13 protein-coding genes are annotated in these 14,177 nt (G+C 63.7%); 9 read left to right on the forward strand and 4 right to left on the reverse strand.

Translation table 11 applies throughout. The annotated features are described in order from the left end of the window. Positions 1–5 precede the first annotated feature (5 nt). Positions 6–1,568 carry an AMP-binding protein gene (locus ACVIGA_RS26775; protein ID WP_456668611.1) on the reverse strand — a complete coding sequence of 521 codons (1,563 nt, stop codon included), beginning with the start codon at positions 1,566–1,568 and terminating at the stop codon, positions 6–8. A gap of 65 nt (positions 1,569–1,633) precedes the next feature. Between ACVIGA_RS26775 and ACVIGA_RS26780 the strand changes: the two genes are divergently transcribed. From ACVIGA_RS26780 to ACVIGA_RS26790, 3 genes are all read left to right on the forward strand, one after another. Continuing rightward, a complete protein-coding gene (locus ACVIGA_RS26780) occupies positions 1,634–2,632 on the forward strand; it encodes an NAD(P)H-dependent flavin oxidoreductase (protein ID WP_456668612.1) in 999 nt (332 codons plus the stop codon). A 114-nt stretch (positions 2,633–2,746) separates the two neighbouring features. Further along, entirely contained in the window at positions 2,747–2,989 is a 243-nt protein-coding gene (locus ACVIGA_RS26785; RefSeq protein WP_223966703.1) for a hypothetical protein, read from the forward strand. Between the two features lie 108 nt (positions 2,990–3,097). Further along, a complete protein-coding gene (locus ACVIGA_RS26790; RefSeq protein ID WP_456668613.1) occupies positions 3,098–3,826 on the forward strand; it encodes a hypothetical protein in 729 nt (242 codons plus the stop codon). 140 nt (positions 3,827–3,966) lie between these two features. On the opposite strand, the gene ACVIGA_RS26795 is transcribed toward ACVIGA_RS26790, so the two are convergent. Then, positions 3,967–5,391 (reverse strand): toll/interleukin-1 receptor domain-containing protein, encoded by a 1,425-nt coding sequence (locus ACVIGA_RS26795; RefSeq protein WP_456668614.1) that lies wholly within the window; start codon positions 5,389–5,391, stop codon positions 3,967–3,969. A gap of 395 nt (positions 5,392–5,786) precedes the next feature. On the opposite strand from ACVIGA_RS26795, the gene ACVIGA_RS26800 reads away from it, so the two are divergent. From ACVIGA_RS26800 to ACVIGA_RS26810, 3 genes are all read left to right on the forward strand, one after another. After that, positions 5,787–6,926 (forward strand): patatin-like phospholipase family protein, encoded by a 1,140-nt coding sequence (locus ACVIGA_RS26800; protein ID WP_456668615.1) that lies wholly within the window; start codon positions 5,787–5,789, stop codon positions 6,924–6,926. Between the two features lie 169 nt (positions 6,927–7,095). Beyond that, complete coding sequence (locus ACVIGA_RS26805) at positions 7,096–7,623, forward strand: hypothetical protein (protein WP_456668616.1); 528 nt, start codon at positions 7,096–7,098, stop codon at positions 7,621–7,623. Positions 7,624–7,635: 12 nt separating this feature from the next. Next, positions 7,636–8,976 (forward strand): tetratricopeptide repeat-containing protein, encoded by a 1,341-nt coding sequence (locus tag ACVIGA_RS26810; RefSeq protein WP_456668617.1) that lies wholly within the window; start codon positions 7,636–7,638, stop codon positions 8,974–8,976. A 24-nt stretch (positions 8,977–9,000) separates the two neighbouring features. On the opposite strand, the gene ACVIGA_RS26815 is transcribed toward ACVIGA_RS26810, so the two are convergent. After that, positions 9,001–9,666, reverse strand: coding sequence for an O-methyltransferase (locus ACVIGA_RS26815; protein ID WP_456668618.1), 666 nt, complete (start codon positions 9,664–9,666; stop codon positions 9,001–9,003). Positions 9,667–9,760: 94 nt separating this feature from the next. Here ACVIGA_RS26815 and ACVIGA_RS26820 point away from each other — a divergent pair, with 94 nt between their 5' ends. After that, positions 9,761–10,393: a TetR family transcriptional regulator gene (locus tag ACVIGA_RS26820; protein ID WP_456668619.1), complete on the forward strand. Its 633-nt coding sequence runs from the start codon at positions 9,761–9,763 to the stop codon at positions 10,391–10,393. A gap of 312 nt (positions 10,394–10,705) precedes the next feature. Here the strand turns inward: ACVIGA_RS26820 and ACVIGA_RS26825 are convergent, their stop codons facing one another. Further along, positions 10,706–10,957, reverse strand: coding sequence for a C40 family peptidase (locus tag ACVIGA_RS26825; protein ID WP_097673702.1), 252 nt, complete (start codon positions 10,955–10,957; stop codon positions 10,706–10,708). Positions 10,958–11,477: 520 nt separating this feature from the next. Here ACVIGA_RS26825 and ACVIGA_RS26830 point away from each other — a divergent pair. Both ACVIGA_RS26830 and ACVIGA_RS26835 read left to right on the forward strand, forming a co-directional pair. Next, positions 11,478–11,942, forward strand: coding sequence for a RidA family protein (locus ACVIGA_RS26830; protein WP_456668620.1), 465 nt, complete (start codon positions 11,478–11,480; stop codon positions 11,940–11,942). Between the two features lie 267 nt (positions 11,943–12,209). Beyond that, positions 12,210–14,177 carry a thiamine pyrophosphate-binding protein gene (locus ACVIGA_RS26835; protein ID WP_456668621.1) on the forward strand — a complete coding sequence of 656 codons (1,968 nt, stop codon included), beginning with the start codon at positions 12,210–12,212 and terminating at the stop codon, positions 14,175–14,177.

Genomic DNA, 14,177 nt, shown 5'->3' on the forward strand with positions numbered 1-14,177 from the left:
TTCTGTCACCCCACCATGCGGTCGCGGCCGGACCAGAAGCGTGCTTTCAGCACCTTCTTGTCGACCTTGCCGACGCCGGTCATCGGCAGCTCCTTGACGAACTGGATCTGCTTCGGCGCGTGCGCCGAGCCCTTCTTCGCCTTCACGAGGCCAATCAGCTCGTCGGCGTCGGGCGTCGCGCCCTCGCGCGCCACCACGACAGCGGTGACGGCCTCGCCCCATTTGTCGTCGGGCACGCCGACCACCGCGACCATCGCCACATCGGCGTGCTGCGACAGCACATCCTCGACCTCGCGGGGGAAGATGTTGAAGCCGCCGGAGACGATCATGTCCTTCTTGCGGTCGAGGATGAACATGTAGCCGCGCTCGTCCTTGCGCGCGATGTCGCCGGTGTGCAGCCAGCCGCTCTTCAGCGTCTCCGCCGTGATGTCGGGCCGCTTCCAATATTCGGCCATCACATGCGTGGCGCGCACGCAGATCTCGCCGGCCTCGCCGGTCGCGACCTCCTGGTCGTCCTGATCGAGGATCTTCACCTGGCAGGCGGTGATCGGGAAGCCGCAGGACAGGAACAGCTCCGGCGTCTTCGGGTCATGGTCCGCCTTGCGCAGCACTGAGACCGGATAGCATTCGGTCTGGCCATAAAGCTGAGAGAACACCGGGCCGATCCGCTCGATGCCCTCGACCAGCCGGCTTGGCGACATCGCGGATGCGCCGTAGAGCAACAGCTCGAGCGAGGAGAGGTCGGTCTTGGGAAGCGCGGGATGATCCAGCATCACGTAGATCATGGTCGGTACGAACAGCGTGAAGTTGATTTTCTCGCGCGCGATGGTCGTGAACACGGCTTCCGGATCGAACCCCTTCAGCATGTGCACGGTGCCGCCGCGCATCAGCGTCGGCAGCACTTTTGTACCCGCGACATGGCTGATCGGCGCCACCGTGAGATAGCGCGGCGTCTCCGGAATCTCGAAGTCGGCGAGGATGGCGGCGGCGAAGCCGCCATATTCGCGGTGATAGCGCAGCGCGCCCTTGGATTTACCGGTCGTGCCGCCGGTGTAGTTTAACGTCGAGATGTCGTCCTCGCGGGCGAAGTTCTTCGCGGTCGCGCTGCCGGCATCCTCGACCACCTGCAACAGGTCGGCGCCGTAATCCGCCGGGCCGAGCGTGAACACGGTCTTCAGGCCCGCCGCCTTCGCCGCGAGCTCGCCGCCGCGATCGCGAAACGTGATGCCGTCGATGATCAGCATCTCGGCCTCGGAGTCCTCGATCTGGAACAGCTGGTCGTCGAGCGAGCCGAGCGGATGCAGCCAGGTGATCGCAAGCCGCGACAATTGCGCGGCGACGCCGGCGCACCAGCTGTCGGCGCGGTTGGCGGTGAGCATCGCGACACGGGTGCCCGGCGCAAAGCCGAGCCGCGTGAACACGCTCTGCATCCGTCCGATCAAATCGGTCGCGCCCTGATAGCTGAGCGAGCCGCCCGGCCATGCGAAGGCCGTGCGCGACGGATAGCGCGCCAGCGCGCGCAGGGTCTGCTCGCACACCGCCGGAAATGCATAGAGCGGATTGCTCATGTCGTTGTTCCTCCCGCCTTTGTCTTTGGCCTCTCTCGTGCCAATGTTGGCGCAACGCTAACACAATGATGCAGGGAAGAAACAACTTGTCCGCTGATCCTCTCGCGCGTTTTCGCGATCGCCTCCGGTTGCCGCTGATTGCCGCGCCGATGTTTCTGGTGTCGGGCGTCGAGCTGGTGGTAGCCGCCTGCCGCAACGGCGTGATCGGTTCGTTTCCGACGGTGAATTGCCGTGAGACGGAACAGCTCGATGCGTGGCTCGGCGACATCGAACGCCGCTTGCAGGCACACGCCGATGCAAGCGGCAGCGCGACCGCGCCGATCTGTCCGAACCTGATCGTGCATCGCTCCAACACGCGGCTGGCGCAGGATCTCGCAGTGCTGCTGCGGCACAAGCCCGAACTCGTGATCACCTCGGTCGGTTCGCCGGCGCCGGTGCTCGCGCCGTTGCACGATGCCGGCGCGCTTGTTTTCGCCGACGTCGCCTCGATCCGTCATGCCGAGCGCGCGGCAGCAGCCGGCGCCGACGGGCTCGTGCTGCTCACCGCGGGCGCCGGCGGGCAAACCGGCTGGCTCAATCCGTTCGTGTTCGTCCGCGCGGTGCGCGCATTCTTCGACGGCCCGATCGTGTTGGCCGGCGGCATCAGCGACGGCCACGCGCTGCGCGCCGCGGAGGCGCTCGGCTGCGATCTCGCCTACATGGGCACCAAGTTCATCGCGACGCGCGAGAGCATGGCGGACGCGAGATACAAGCAGATGCTAGTCGAGGCGACCGCCGACGACATCCTGCTCACGACGGCGTTCACGGGCCTGCAGACCAACATGCTGCGGCCCTCGATCGAGGCCGCCGGTCTCGACCCCGACAATCTGCCGGCGCGCGGCGCGATCGACATCGGCAAGGATATCGACATCGGCGCCCGCGAAAGCCGGCCGAAGCGCTGGCGCGACATCTGGAGCGGCGGTCATTCCACCTCGGGGGTGACCGGGGTGCTCGCGGTCGATGATCTGCTGGCCCAGACGATCGCCGAGTACGAGGCGGCGAGCGCGCGGGTGCGGCTCGCCTGACCCATCAAGTCGCGCCTGTCCGCTTAACGCGGCATTAACCATGCCAGTTCCAACTATGCGCCACGGGATGGTCCGCCGCCGCGGCTGGCCGCCCGGCAGTAGTGGGAATGCGACATGGCTTTTGAGGCGCTCGCCAAGACCCCGGCATCGCTCGACGATCTCCGGAACCGCGTGTTCTACGCCCTGCAGCGGCATCCGCTGTGCCGTCAGGTCGAATTCGATATCGTCAGCACGCCGCGCACCCGCCGCACCAACTGGACCGTCAGCCTGCACTCGGTCCAGCCCGGTGCCCTCTGGACGGCGCATGAGATCGTGGCCGACATCCAGGAAGCCTATGAGCTTGACGCTGCGGCCTGATTTTCGGGCCGTTTCGGGACGATTTCACCTATTTGGCGCTGTCACGGCACGGTAACGCCGCATTTCTCGCGCAGTTTGCGGCAACACCGGCCGGGAATGGAGTAGTTTTTGACCAGAGCCATCACCCTCGCCGCGCTGACGTGCCTCCTCCTCGCCGGCGCCGCGATAACAGCCATTTTGGGCCGTGACAGCCTGCCGGCGGCGCAGGCCGACATTGGTCCGGTCGCCAATCGCGCCGGCAAGCAGGACAAGCTCGCGGTCACGACGCTTGCTACTGCCGCCTTCGAGGCGCCGCAGCCGGCCGAGCCTCCCGCCAGTCCGTCGCCGCTCCTGCTAAGGGCGCAAGCCGCGATCCCGGGCGCGCCCGATACCGTGCGTCAGGCCTATGCCTCCGCCGAGCCTGCCGATCTCGGCCTGCCGACGATCACCGACCCCGTCGTTGCGGCCCAGCCGAAGATCGCCGAGCCCGCATCTGCGCCGGCTGCCCCCGCGCCGCCGCCGAAGGCCGCCGCCAAGCCCGCGCCGCAGAAGACCTACGCGCTGCTTAGCGACGCGCAGATCGCCGGCATGAAGGACCGGCTGAAGCTGTCATCGTCGCAGGAATACTACTGGCCGGCGGTCGAGACCGCGTTGCGCGCCGTCGCGCGCAAGATCCACGCCAAGCGCACGGGCAACCCCGCCGCGGGCAGCATGCCGATCGATCCCGACTCCGAGGAAGTCCAGCAGCTGAAGTCCGCAGCGATGCCGCTGTTGTTCCAGCTCCGCGAGGATCAGAAGAACGAGGTCCGTTCGCTGGCGCGCCTGATCGGCCTCGAACGCGTCGCCTCGATGATCTGAGCGCAAGGGTCGGTCGCGCCGGACCTGCGGCCGACGATTTCTAGAGCGTTTTCGAGCGAAGTGGACACCGGTTCGCGTGAAGAAAACGCGTCAAAACAAAAATCAAGAGCTTCGGTTCTGATTCAATCAGAACCGATGCTCTAATGGGCCTCCAGCGGCCGCAGCTTGTCCACCTTGCGCTGGGTTTCGACGAGCAGTTGCTTCATGAAGTCCTTGTTGCGCTTGAGCCAGGGTTCCAGCGTTTGCCGCACATCGCCCGGCGACTTCTTCTCGATCGCCTGCGCAAGCCGGGTCTGAAACGTCCCCCAATCCTTGAACATCTCCTTCAGGAGAGCATCGTCGGAGATGTTGATCGTCGACTTGATGTCGCCGACGGTCTCGAGTTCGCGCATGTTGCCCTGTCGCAGGATCGAATCGAGGTTTTCCAGGCATTCGTGGTAGCGCTGCAGCAGATCGTCCCAACGCTTGGCGGTGAAGTCCTCGTCGAGGTTCTCGACTGCGTTGTACAACGGTTCCAGAAACGACCATCGGAAGCGCCGCGCCAGTCGCAGCAGGATCGACAGGAAGACGATGTCCTTCGGCATGTTCTGCGCGACCATCAGCCTTGGATCCTCGCTGAATGGCGGCATCGGCACGAAGATGACGACGACCGAGAACGGCGTGCTGTCGAGATATTCGAGCCGGGCAATGACCGGCTGATACAGCTTCAAATCGCGGAATATCGGACTGAGCACCTGCTCACGGTTTCGCCGGCAGGCGATATCCACGTCGGCGAACGAGTTCGCGACGTAGCTCGTCAACTCGTCGAGCCAGGCGCCGCTGTCATACCGATTCTGGGCACTGAGCAGGTCTTCCCAGTCCAGCGTCGCGGCATCAGGGCCCGACAGCAGCGTGGTGGTGGCGGGATCCGCTTCCAGCTTCGCATCCGTCAGGAATCCGCGCGCGCGGTCTGAGGGCGGCAATGCCTTCAGCGCATCGGCCTTCTGCCGGAACGACAACTCATCGCTGAACACGATGCGAAGTCGCAGACGAAACAGCTCTTCCGGGCGGGTGATCTGCATGAACTGCGCGTGCAAGTCCTTCACCGCCTCGTTGAAGTCGCGGGCGTGATTGGCGTTCAGTTTCGGCCGCAGCGGCATGGCACCGAAGGTCGGCCGCACGAACAGATCTTCGAGAAACCGCCGGACCTCGTCCTCGCCGATCCCGTAAAACTCGTTCTCCGCCAGCATCGGAAACGACGGCGAGCTATCGACCGAGAACCACAGCACCTTTGACATCAGCTTCAGCGCGCGCTTGTAGCCGTCGAACTGGGCGATCTCGGACGCGCACCACGTCCAATTGTGCTCGGCATTGGTGTGAATGAAGATCAGGCAGTCGGCCTTGGCCGTGTTGTCGATCATCCATTGCCGCCATTCCGTGCCGCCGGGAATTTCCTCGCAGACGAAGCACTCCACCGAACGTTGACCGTCCAGGCTGCTGAGATATTCGAGCCGCGCCTTCAACAGACGCGCGAGAAATCTGTCTTCGGCACGATGGCTGATAAAGACCGAGAAATCATTTGGCATAGCAAATCCGATCTGCATGAACTTTATGCGACGGCTGGCCGTGTCTCGTCGGCCGAATGCCGCGGCTGTACGTCCCGCCGCGGACTGAATGATAGCTCGTCTCTGAAATCTGCGATCGTCGGGCGCGAAAAAGAAAAACCGCCTGCCCGTGATGTATCTCACTATACCTTAGGGTGTGCCATGTGCAAGATACCTAGGGAACCGGCGCGCGACGCTTGCCGTGCTCCGGGATAGACTGACTAAAATTTTTCGAAACTCGGCCGATGTGTCGATTTGAACGCGTCGCTTCATTTCATGGTCCGGCGCCGTTCGCGCCGGGATCCGCGACCAATTGAGCCCTTCGGCCGTGATCGGTCGGTATCGAGATCAGCAAAAGTCATAGTCGGGGAGCAGTCATGCCGAAGACCAAGCAGCAGCATCTTGATCGTGACGCCGGACCGAAGCGGATATTGGCGCTCGACGGCGGCGGCATTCGCGGCATTCTGACGCTCGAATATCTGGCCGCGATTGAGACGCAGTTGCGCGAGCGGCACAAGAACAACAACCTGCTGCTTTGCGACTATTTCGACCTGATCGGGGGCACCTCGACTGGATCGATCATCGCAGCCGGGCTTGCCTGCGGCATGACCGTGGATGCCTTGAAGAAGCTCTATCGCGGGATCGGTACGGACATCTTTCAGGAGTCATTCTGGCGGCGGGGGTTGCTGGCGCCGAAATTCGATTCCGACGCCTTGCAGCACGCGCTCGATGCGCAGCTCGGCGCCGATACCGTGCTCGGCGGCGATCGCATCCGCACCGGCCTGATGATCATGACCAAGCGGCTCGATACCGGCAGTCCCTGGCCGTTGCACAATCATCCGGACGCGACCTTTGCCAAGCAGGACTGTGCGTTGCGGCTGACCCAGGTGGTGCGCGCCAGCACCGCTGCGCCAACCTATTTCAAACCGGAGGAGATCACGATCTCGGCGCGCGACGGTCACACGGTCAGCGGCGCCTTCGTCGACGGCGGCGTCAGCCCGTTCAACGATCCGGCGCTGCAACTCCTGATGCTCGCGGCACTCCATGGCCACGGCTTTCGCTGGCATAGCGGCAAGGACAAGCTGCTGCTGATCTCGGCGGGTACCGGCGTATTCAAGGCGACCTATGCGACCGACCAGATCGTCCGCATGCCGGCGGCGGAGCAGGGTGTGCGCTCGCTGCAGTCGCTCATGGACGATTGCAGCCGGCACAATCACGGCATGCTGCAATGGCTGACCAATTGCCTGACGCCGTGGCCGATCGATCGCGCGGTGACGGATATGATCGCGGATAGCCAGAACGGGCCGCAACTCGCGACCTATGCGCGCTACAACGTGCTGCTCGAAACGGCTTGGCTGAAGGAGAAGCTCCGCATCGATCGGACGCCGGACGCGCTTGTGAAGGTTGCCGCGATGGACGACCCCAAGAACATGGACGAACTCGCCGGGATCGGACAGCTCGCTGCGAAGGATCAGGTCAAGCCGGAACATTTCCCGGCGGCCTTCGATCTCACGTGATGCCGCGCGGAGCGGCGTCACAACACGCGGACCTCGGCTTCGACAAGGAATTCGCCTTCAGTTAAGTTCGTCACCTGGACACAATGATCCAATCATGAGTCGAGGTGTCGCGATGGCCACGGAACAAGACGCCAAATCACCGAACACGGTGGTTCTCTTCAGCGGTCACATGATCGATGCGCCAGATCGAAAAACGCCACGCTTTCCATCGGACAAGGAGCCCGCTGCGGCTGCTGCGATTGCCGACGCACTTGCGAAGATCGGTGTCACCAAAGGTGATCTCGCCATTTGCGGCGGCGCCTGCGGCGGCGACCTGTTGTTTGCAGAAGCCGCCCTCGCGCAGGGCATGCGGCTTGAAATCTATATTCCATTCGATGAACCGACCTTCCTTGCCGGCTCGGTCGATTTCGCCGGCGGCAATTGGCGCGCGCGCTATTTCGCGGCGAAATCGAAGGCCACGCTCCATGTCATGCCCGACGAACTGGGGCCGCTGCCAGCCGGCGAAAACGCCTATGAGCGCGACAATCAATGGATGCTGGAGCGGGCCGCCCGGTTTGGCGACAAGAAGCTCGCGTTTGTCTGCCTGTGGAACGGTGAAGGCGGCGATGGCCCCGGCGGTGCCAAGCACCTGATGGATGAGGCGGGGCGCAAGACGACATGGGTTTACTGGCTGGATACGAGAAAATTATGGGACTGAAGGATTTGCAAGATGCCGTCTTGTTTCATGATCATGCCTTACGGTCGCAAACCGACCCAGGCCGACCCCAAGTTTGGTCCGGCTGAGATCGATTTTAACGCATTGTGGGATCGCGCCTACGTACCGGCCATTAAGGCGCTCGGTTATCAGCCGGTGCGTGCCGACCAGGACACCAGCGCATTGATCGTCAGTGAAATGCTGGAACGGATCTACTTCGCCGATCTCGTGCTGGCCGACATGACGATTCCGAACGGCAACGTCTATTACGAGGTCGGTATCCGCCACGCATCACAAAAGACCGGGTGCGTGCTGCTTGCAGCCGACTGGTCCAAGCAATTGTTCGATGTCGTCCAGATGCGAACGGTCCGCTATCCGCTCCCCGAGGGCGAGATCACCGAGGCAACCGCTGCCGCGATGCAAGCCGCGATCAAGGAGCCGATCAAGGCGCTTGCTGTGGGGATTTCGCCGATGAATCAGTCGATCCCGGGCTATCCCGACAAGGTCGATCCACGCAAGGCGACCGTGATGCGGGGCCAGCTCGCCGAACAGGCCGCGTTTCAGACCAAGATACGCGCGGTGCGCGCGACGCCCACGGATCAGCGCATGGCACGGGCCCAAGCGCTGATCGCGACCGAGGGAAGCCCGCCCGCCACTTATGCAAAGGCGCTCGCCTTGTTGCTGATGCTGCGGGACTGCGTCAATGATGCCGCCGACTGGAACATCGTGCTGGATTTCATCGGCAAGCTTCCGGAGCGCTTCTCCAACGAGCCTGAAGTGCAGGAGAATCGCGCATTTGCCGCGGCCCAGGCCGGCGACGACATCCAGGCCATTGCCGAGATCCAGACATTGATTGATTTCGCGGGCCCGACGCCGGAGCGGCTCGGCCTGATGGGTGGCCGCCACAAGCGCCTCGCCAGAGCCGCACCAGCCGGCTCTCCCGAACGCAACCAGGAGCTCGAGAAAGCGATCGACTGTTATCAGCAGGGCATGGAGCTCGACCTCAACACCTATTATTGCTCCAGCAATCTACCTCGTCTCTATCGCACGCGGGGAAGCGCAGGCGACGAGGAGCGCGCGCAATCGGTCCTGCGGCTGGTGATCGCCGCCTGCGAGCGGGCGAGGCGAATGCAGATCGCTGACGAATGGCTGCGTCCGACGCTGCTCGCGGCGGCCTTCGATCTCGGCCAGCCCGACAAGGCCGATGAACTCGCGGACGCCGTTATTGCCGAAGGTCCAGCCAGATGGAAGGTGAATGGCGTGCTGAGCGACCTTGAGCAAACGGTCGCACAGGTCGCCGATCCCGCCAAGCGCGCGCGATTGTCCGCCATCGTCGGCAAGATCAAGACGGCCTGATCGCGCGCTTCTTGCATTTCAGCCTCAGCCCAGCCGCATTGACAGCTCGACGTCTTCGCCGAACGGCGTCGACATGTAGCCGTTCGCCGGCGAACGCACCCGTGCCAGATAGTCGGGGCTGTAATCGGCATTGTCGGCGACGACGAAGGCGCCCGGCTTCAGGCGGCGCTCCACGAGATCGAGGATCTCGGGGTAGAGCGCCTTGGCGCCGTCGAGCAGCACAAGGTCGATCGCATCGGGCAGATCGGTGCGCAGCGTCGTCAGCGCGTCGCCCTCACGGATCTCGACCAGGTCGTCAAGGCCGCCGGCGGCGAGATTGTCCCGGGCCCGCGCCACCTTGGACGGCTCGAACTCGGATGTGATCAGCCGGCCGCCGCCATTGTCGCGCAGCGCCGCGGCGAGATGCAGCGTCGAGATGCCGAACGAGGTGCCGAACTCGACGATGTTCCGCGCCCGTGCGCCGCGCGCCAGCATGTAGAGCAGCGCGCCGGTCTCGCGCGAGACCGCGAGCGGCACGTTGTTGAAGCGGCTGTAGAGCGCGCGGTAGTCGGTCCTGCTGCGCATCAGGCCCGCCCGTTCCTCGTCGGAAAGGTCGGCCACCGCGCGCCGGGTTTCTTCCCTCGCGGCGGAGGCTTGCTCGAACAGGCGGTCGAGCAGGCCCGCGAGCTCAGGTGAATTGAGGGTGGTCATGTGGGTCTCCGGTCAAAAAAGCGGCGCATCCTTGCGCCCCGCCAGAAATACGAATAATTATTCGCATTCGCTAATCGCATTCCCCAGGGCGTTCATGACCGAACGGCGAAGCTCTTCAATTTCCTCGCGAAAACAGCCGCAACAGGCCCGCTCCGCCGAGCTCGTCGCGGCGATTCTCGATGCCGCTGTTCAGGTTCTGACCAAGGAGGGCGCGCAGCGTTTCACTACGGCGCGGGTGGCCGAGCGGGCCGGCGTCAGCGTCGGCTCGCTGTACCAGTATTTTCCGAACAAGGCGTCGATCCTGTTCCGGCTGCAGAGCGATGAGTGGCGGCAGAACTCCAGCCTGCTGCGCAACATTCTCGCAGACCGCTCGCGGCCGCCATTGGAGCGGTTGCGTTCGCTGGTGCACGCCTTCATCCGCTCCGAATGCGAGGAGGCCGCGGTGCGCGTCGCACTCAACGACGCCGCGCCGCTCTATCGCGACGCGCCCGAAGCCCGCGAGGTGCGGGCATCCGGCGAGAGTATCGTCGAAGTCTTCATGCGTGAGGCACTGCCGAAGACGTCGGACGCCGTGCGTGCGATGGCCGGCGATCTGATCACGGCGACGATGAGCACGGTCGGCAAGAATTTTTCGGAAGGCCCGCGAAGTCAGGCCGAGATCGAGAGCTACGCGGACGCGATGGCCGACATGTTCTGCGCGTATCTCAGGAGTCTTGGAAAGCGCTGAAGCGCCCACCGTCGATCCGGCCGTCGTTCACGTGTAGTGCTTGGCGACAAGCAGAAACCCGAGCACGCCGCCGGTCACAGCGAAAACGGCCGCGCCATTGCAGAAACTCATGTAAGCGGCCGACCAATAAGAGGCAGTCTGAGAGGCCGCCGCAACTTTCCTCGGTTTCCGAGCCAAACCAATGCATTCCTGAAAAAGGCGCCGCCACCAGGTCAACGCAGGTGACGGCGCCCGTCTGAGGGCTTCAGGGCGAAACCCCGCGGCAGCGTAAGCCGCGATGATGAATGGTTCGTATATCGCCTCGAGGTTCCCTTAGAACGAGGCGTAGGCGTTTCGGAACGCGATGGCGCCGGCCAGTGAGCGCGGCCGCGTGCGCACGGCATGCCCGTCGTTACCGCTCTGGACTATCCACTGGCCATTCTCGTGACCCACGATCTTGCCGACATGGTGACGCCAGACGACGATCGCGCCGACCGAGGGGCCGCCTGCATTGCTGCCGTATCGCGCCCAGGATCGCGCCAGATTGTATTGCGGACCCGGATCGCTGCCGACCTGCGTACGCATGAACCACCCGCACCACGCGGCCGGGCGGCCGGAATGTGCATGGTGTCGATAATGGTGATGACGGCCGCGAGCTTCAGCAGCAGATGAAGCGAAGGCCAAAAGCACGGCGACAGCCGCGAGAGTTTTACGCATTACAAAGTCCTCTTGTTGTTGGCAGGCCATCCTGATTGTGAGAGGGACGCAGCGATGATCTGCGATTTGGTTGCGAAGCGACCGCATCGGTCAGGCGACGCAAAACAGAGGCGGGGACATGGCCCGCACGGGCTTTTAAGAAACGGGCTATGGCCAAAATATGGCAGCCAAATCCCGTCTGGCGGCACACACATGGCCGGCATGTTCTGCGCGTATCTGAAGCGCCTCACGAAGCGCTGATACAGGCAGAATTGCTCCGAGAGCATGTTCGCAGGTACCGCGTCCTGCAGAACCGGGTTAACAGAAGCGCCCGGCAGCAGACGGAGCTCCGCTTCGCTCAGGAGCCGCCACGGTCCGGACAGGAGGGCCAGTTCGCTGGCATGCAATCGTGAATCTTGAGCAACGTCTGAATGAACTCAACATCGAGCTGCCGATGTCGGCGGCGGCCGGCGGCGCCTACGCGCCGGTGGTGGTCCATGGCGACACGATCTATGTCAGCGGTCAGCTTCCGCGCGACGGCGACAAGGTGCATGTCGTCGGCCAGGTTGGCCGTGATGTCACACTGGAGGAAGCCAAGTGGGGTGCACGGTTGGCGCTGATCCGCGGATTGGCCGCGATCAAGGCGCATCTCGGGTCGCTCGATCATGTCACGCAGATCCTGAAGCTCACGGTGTTCGTGCACAGCGCCGCGGATTTCAGCGGTCAGACGGCAGTCGCCGACGGCGCGTCGAAGCTCATCATGGAGCTGTTCGGTCCGGAACGGGGACTGCACACCAGGACGAGCGTTGGCGTCGCGCAGCTTCCGCGCAACGCATCGATCGAAGTCGAGTTGATCGCAGCGCTGGCGCGCTAGAGCATGATCCGGAAAAGTGCGAAGCGATTTTCCGAAAAGATCATGCTCAAACAACAAGCTAAAGCGCGATGACGATTCAACTCAATCTCATCGCGCTCTCGGCAGAGGCGCGTCTTCCTCTTCCCATGCCGATTTCGCGGAGCACCTCAGCCAAAAGTTGCACGCTTACGCGTCTGTGTATTGACGGCTGCCGAGCTTCGGGACGACACTCATGCCAACAAGCAATGAGCTCGTAGGCATCTGGTCTAAGTTCCCGGAGAGGACACCATGTCGAAACGCAGCGAAAAGCGCCGCACGGGCGCGCTCGACCCCGGCCGCCGAAATTTCCTCAAAGGTGCAACCGTCGCCGGTGCGGCGGCACTGGCTGCCCCCGCCGCCGCCAACACCGCAATGTCAGGCATTGCCGAACAGCGTCCCAAGGAAGCGCTCAAGGCTGCGCCTCCCGGGCCGAGGCTCGCGGCGGCGGACGCAATGCCGCCGCGGGCCGATCCGGTCAATCAGACCTCGAGCGGCGGCGACTTCATGGTCGACGTGCTCAAGACGCTCGACATCGATTACCTCGCGATGAACTGCGCCTCGAGCTTCCGCGGACTGCATGAGGCCATCATCAATCATGGCGGCAACAAGAAGCCCGAGATCATCACCTGTCCGCATGAAGAGATCGCGGTGCATATGGGCCAGGGCTACGCCAAGATCGAGGGCAAGCCGCTTGCCATGATCTGCCATGGCGTGGTCGGTCTGCAGCATGCATCGATGGCGATGTACAACGCCTGGTGCGACCGCGTCCCGGTCATCGTGATGGGCGGCAACATCATGGAAGCCGACAAGCGCGCACCGGGCGCCGAATGGCCGCATTCGGCAATCGACCCCGCGGCGCTGACCCGCGACTTCGTCAAGTGGGACGACCAGCCGGCCTCGCTGCAGCATTTCGCGGAATCGGCGCTGCGCGCCTACAAGATATCAACCACGCCGCCGATGGCGCCGGTGATGCTGTCGCTTGACCAGGAGCTGCAGGAAAACCCGATCGAGAATCGCGACCGCCTCCGCATCCCGAAATTCACCCCGGCGCTGCCGCCGCAGGGCGACGACGCGGCGCTGGCCGAGCTCGCCAAAATGCTGGTCGCGGCGGACAATCCGGTGATCCTGTGCGACCGGATGGCGCGCACGCCCGCCGGCATGCCGCGCCTGGTGGAGCTTGCGGAAACCCTGCAATGCGCCGTGATCGATAATTTCGGGCGGATGAATTTTCCTTCGCGCCACCCGCTGAACCAGTCGTTCCGCCGCTCCATCCTGTCGCAGGCCGATCTGATCCTGGCGCTGGAGGTCAACGACATCTGGGGCTCGCTCAGCGATTTCCACGATCGCATCGTGCGGACCTCTGAGCCGCGCTACAAGAAGACCGCCAGGATCGTTACGCTCGGCACCCGCGGCCTGTACATGAAGGCCAACTACCAGGACCTCGGCCGCTATCAGGAGGTCGATCTCGACATATCAGGTGATGCAGAAGCGAGCTTGCCGGCCCTGACCGAGCAGGTCAAACGCCGGATCGACGAGGGACGCAAGACGGCGTTCGACGCGCGCGGCAAGAAGCTCGCGGCCACCAAGCTCGCCACCGTCGAGCAGGCGAAGCTTGACGCAACGATCGGCTGGGACGCGAGCCCGATCACCACGGCGCGGCTGTGCGCCGAGCTCTACAGCCAGATCAAGGATGAGGACTGGTCGCTGGTCGGCACCTCGATCGGCCTGTCATGGCCGCATCGCTTGTGGAATTTCACCAAGCCCTATCAATGGAACGGCGGTTCCGGCGGCGGCGGTGTCGGGTACACTTTGCCGGCTTCGCTCGGGGCTGCGCTCGCCAACAAGCGGCACGGACGATTGACGGTTGCGATCGGCGGCGACGGCGACTTCATGTTCGTGCCGTCGACGCTCTGGACGGCCGCGCACCATCAGATCCCGATGCTCTACATCGTGCACAACAACCGCGCCTACCATCAGGAATACATGTATCTGCAAGCGATGGCCGCCCGCCACGGCCGCGGCATCACCAACGCCGATATCGGCACCACGATCAAGGATCCCTTCGTCGACTATGCGACCGTCGCCAAGGGGTTCGGCGTCTATGGCGAGGGACCAATCCGCGATCCGAATGCGCTGGCGCCGGCGCTGAAGCGCGCCATCGCCATGGTCAAGAGCGGCCAGCCGGCGCTGCTCGACGTCGTGATGGATCAGCGGTGA

The organism is Bradyrhizobium sp. USDA 3240 (assembly GCF_054063295.1).

What these genes read in the sequence shown, in the direction of transcription:
- ACVIGA_RS26825 (WP_097673702.1), bottom strand. Translation starts at nt 10,957, where the DNA reads ATGCGTACGCAGGTCGGCAGCGATCCGGGTCCGCAATACAATCTGGCG.
- ACVIGA_RS26835 (WP_456668621.1), top strand. Translation starts at nt 12,210, where the DNA reads ATGTCGAAACGCAGCGAAAAGCGCCGCACGGGCGCGCTCGACCCCGGC.
- ACVIGA_RS26810 (WP_456668617.1), top strand. Translation starts at nt 7,636, where the DNA reads ATGCCGTCTTGTTTCATGATCATGCCTTACGGTCGCAAACCGACCCAG.
- ACVIGA_RS26815 (WP_456668618.1), bottom strand. Translation starts at nt 9,666, where the DNA reads ATGACCACCCTCAATTCACCTGAGCTCGCGGGCCTGCTCGACCGCCTG.
- ACVIGA_RS26775 (WP_456668611.1), bottom strand. Translation starts at nt 1,568, where the DNA reads ATGAGCAATCCGCTCTATGCATTTCCGGCGGTGTGCGAGCAGACCCTG.
- ACVIGA_RS26785 (WP_223966703.1), top strand. Translation starts at nt 2,747, where the DNA reads ATGGCTTTTGAGGCGCTCGCCAAGACCCCGGCATCGCTCGACGATCTC.
- ACVIGA_RS26800 (WP_456668615.1), top strand. Translation starts at nt 5,787, where the DNA reads ATGCCGAAGACCAAGCAGCAGCATCTTGATCGTGACGCCGGACCGAAG.
- ACVIGA_RS26795 (WP_456668614.1), bottom strand. Translation starts at nt 5,391, where the DNA reads ATGCCAAATGATTTCTCGGTCTTTATCAGCCATCGTGCCGAAGACAGA.
- ACVIGA_RS26780 (WP_456668612.1), top strand. Translation starts at nt 1,634, where the DNA reads ATGATGCAGGGAAGAAACAACTTGTCCGCTGATCCTCTCGCGCGTTTT.
- ACVIGA_RS26820 (WP_456668619.1), top strand. Translation starts at nt 9,761, where the DNA reads ATGACCGAACGGCGAAGCTCTTCAATTTCCTCGCGAAAACAGCCGCAA.
- ACVIGA_RS26805 (WP_456668616.1), top strand. Translation starts at nt 7,096, where the DNA reads ATGATCGATGCGCCAGATCGAAAAACGCCACGCTTTCCATCGGACAAG.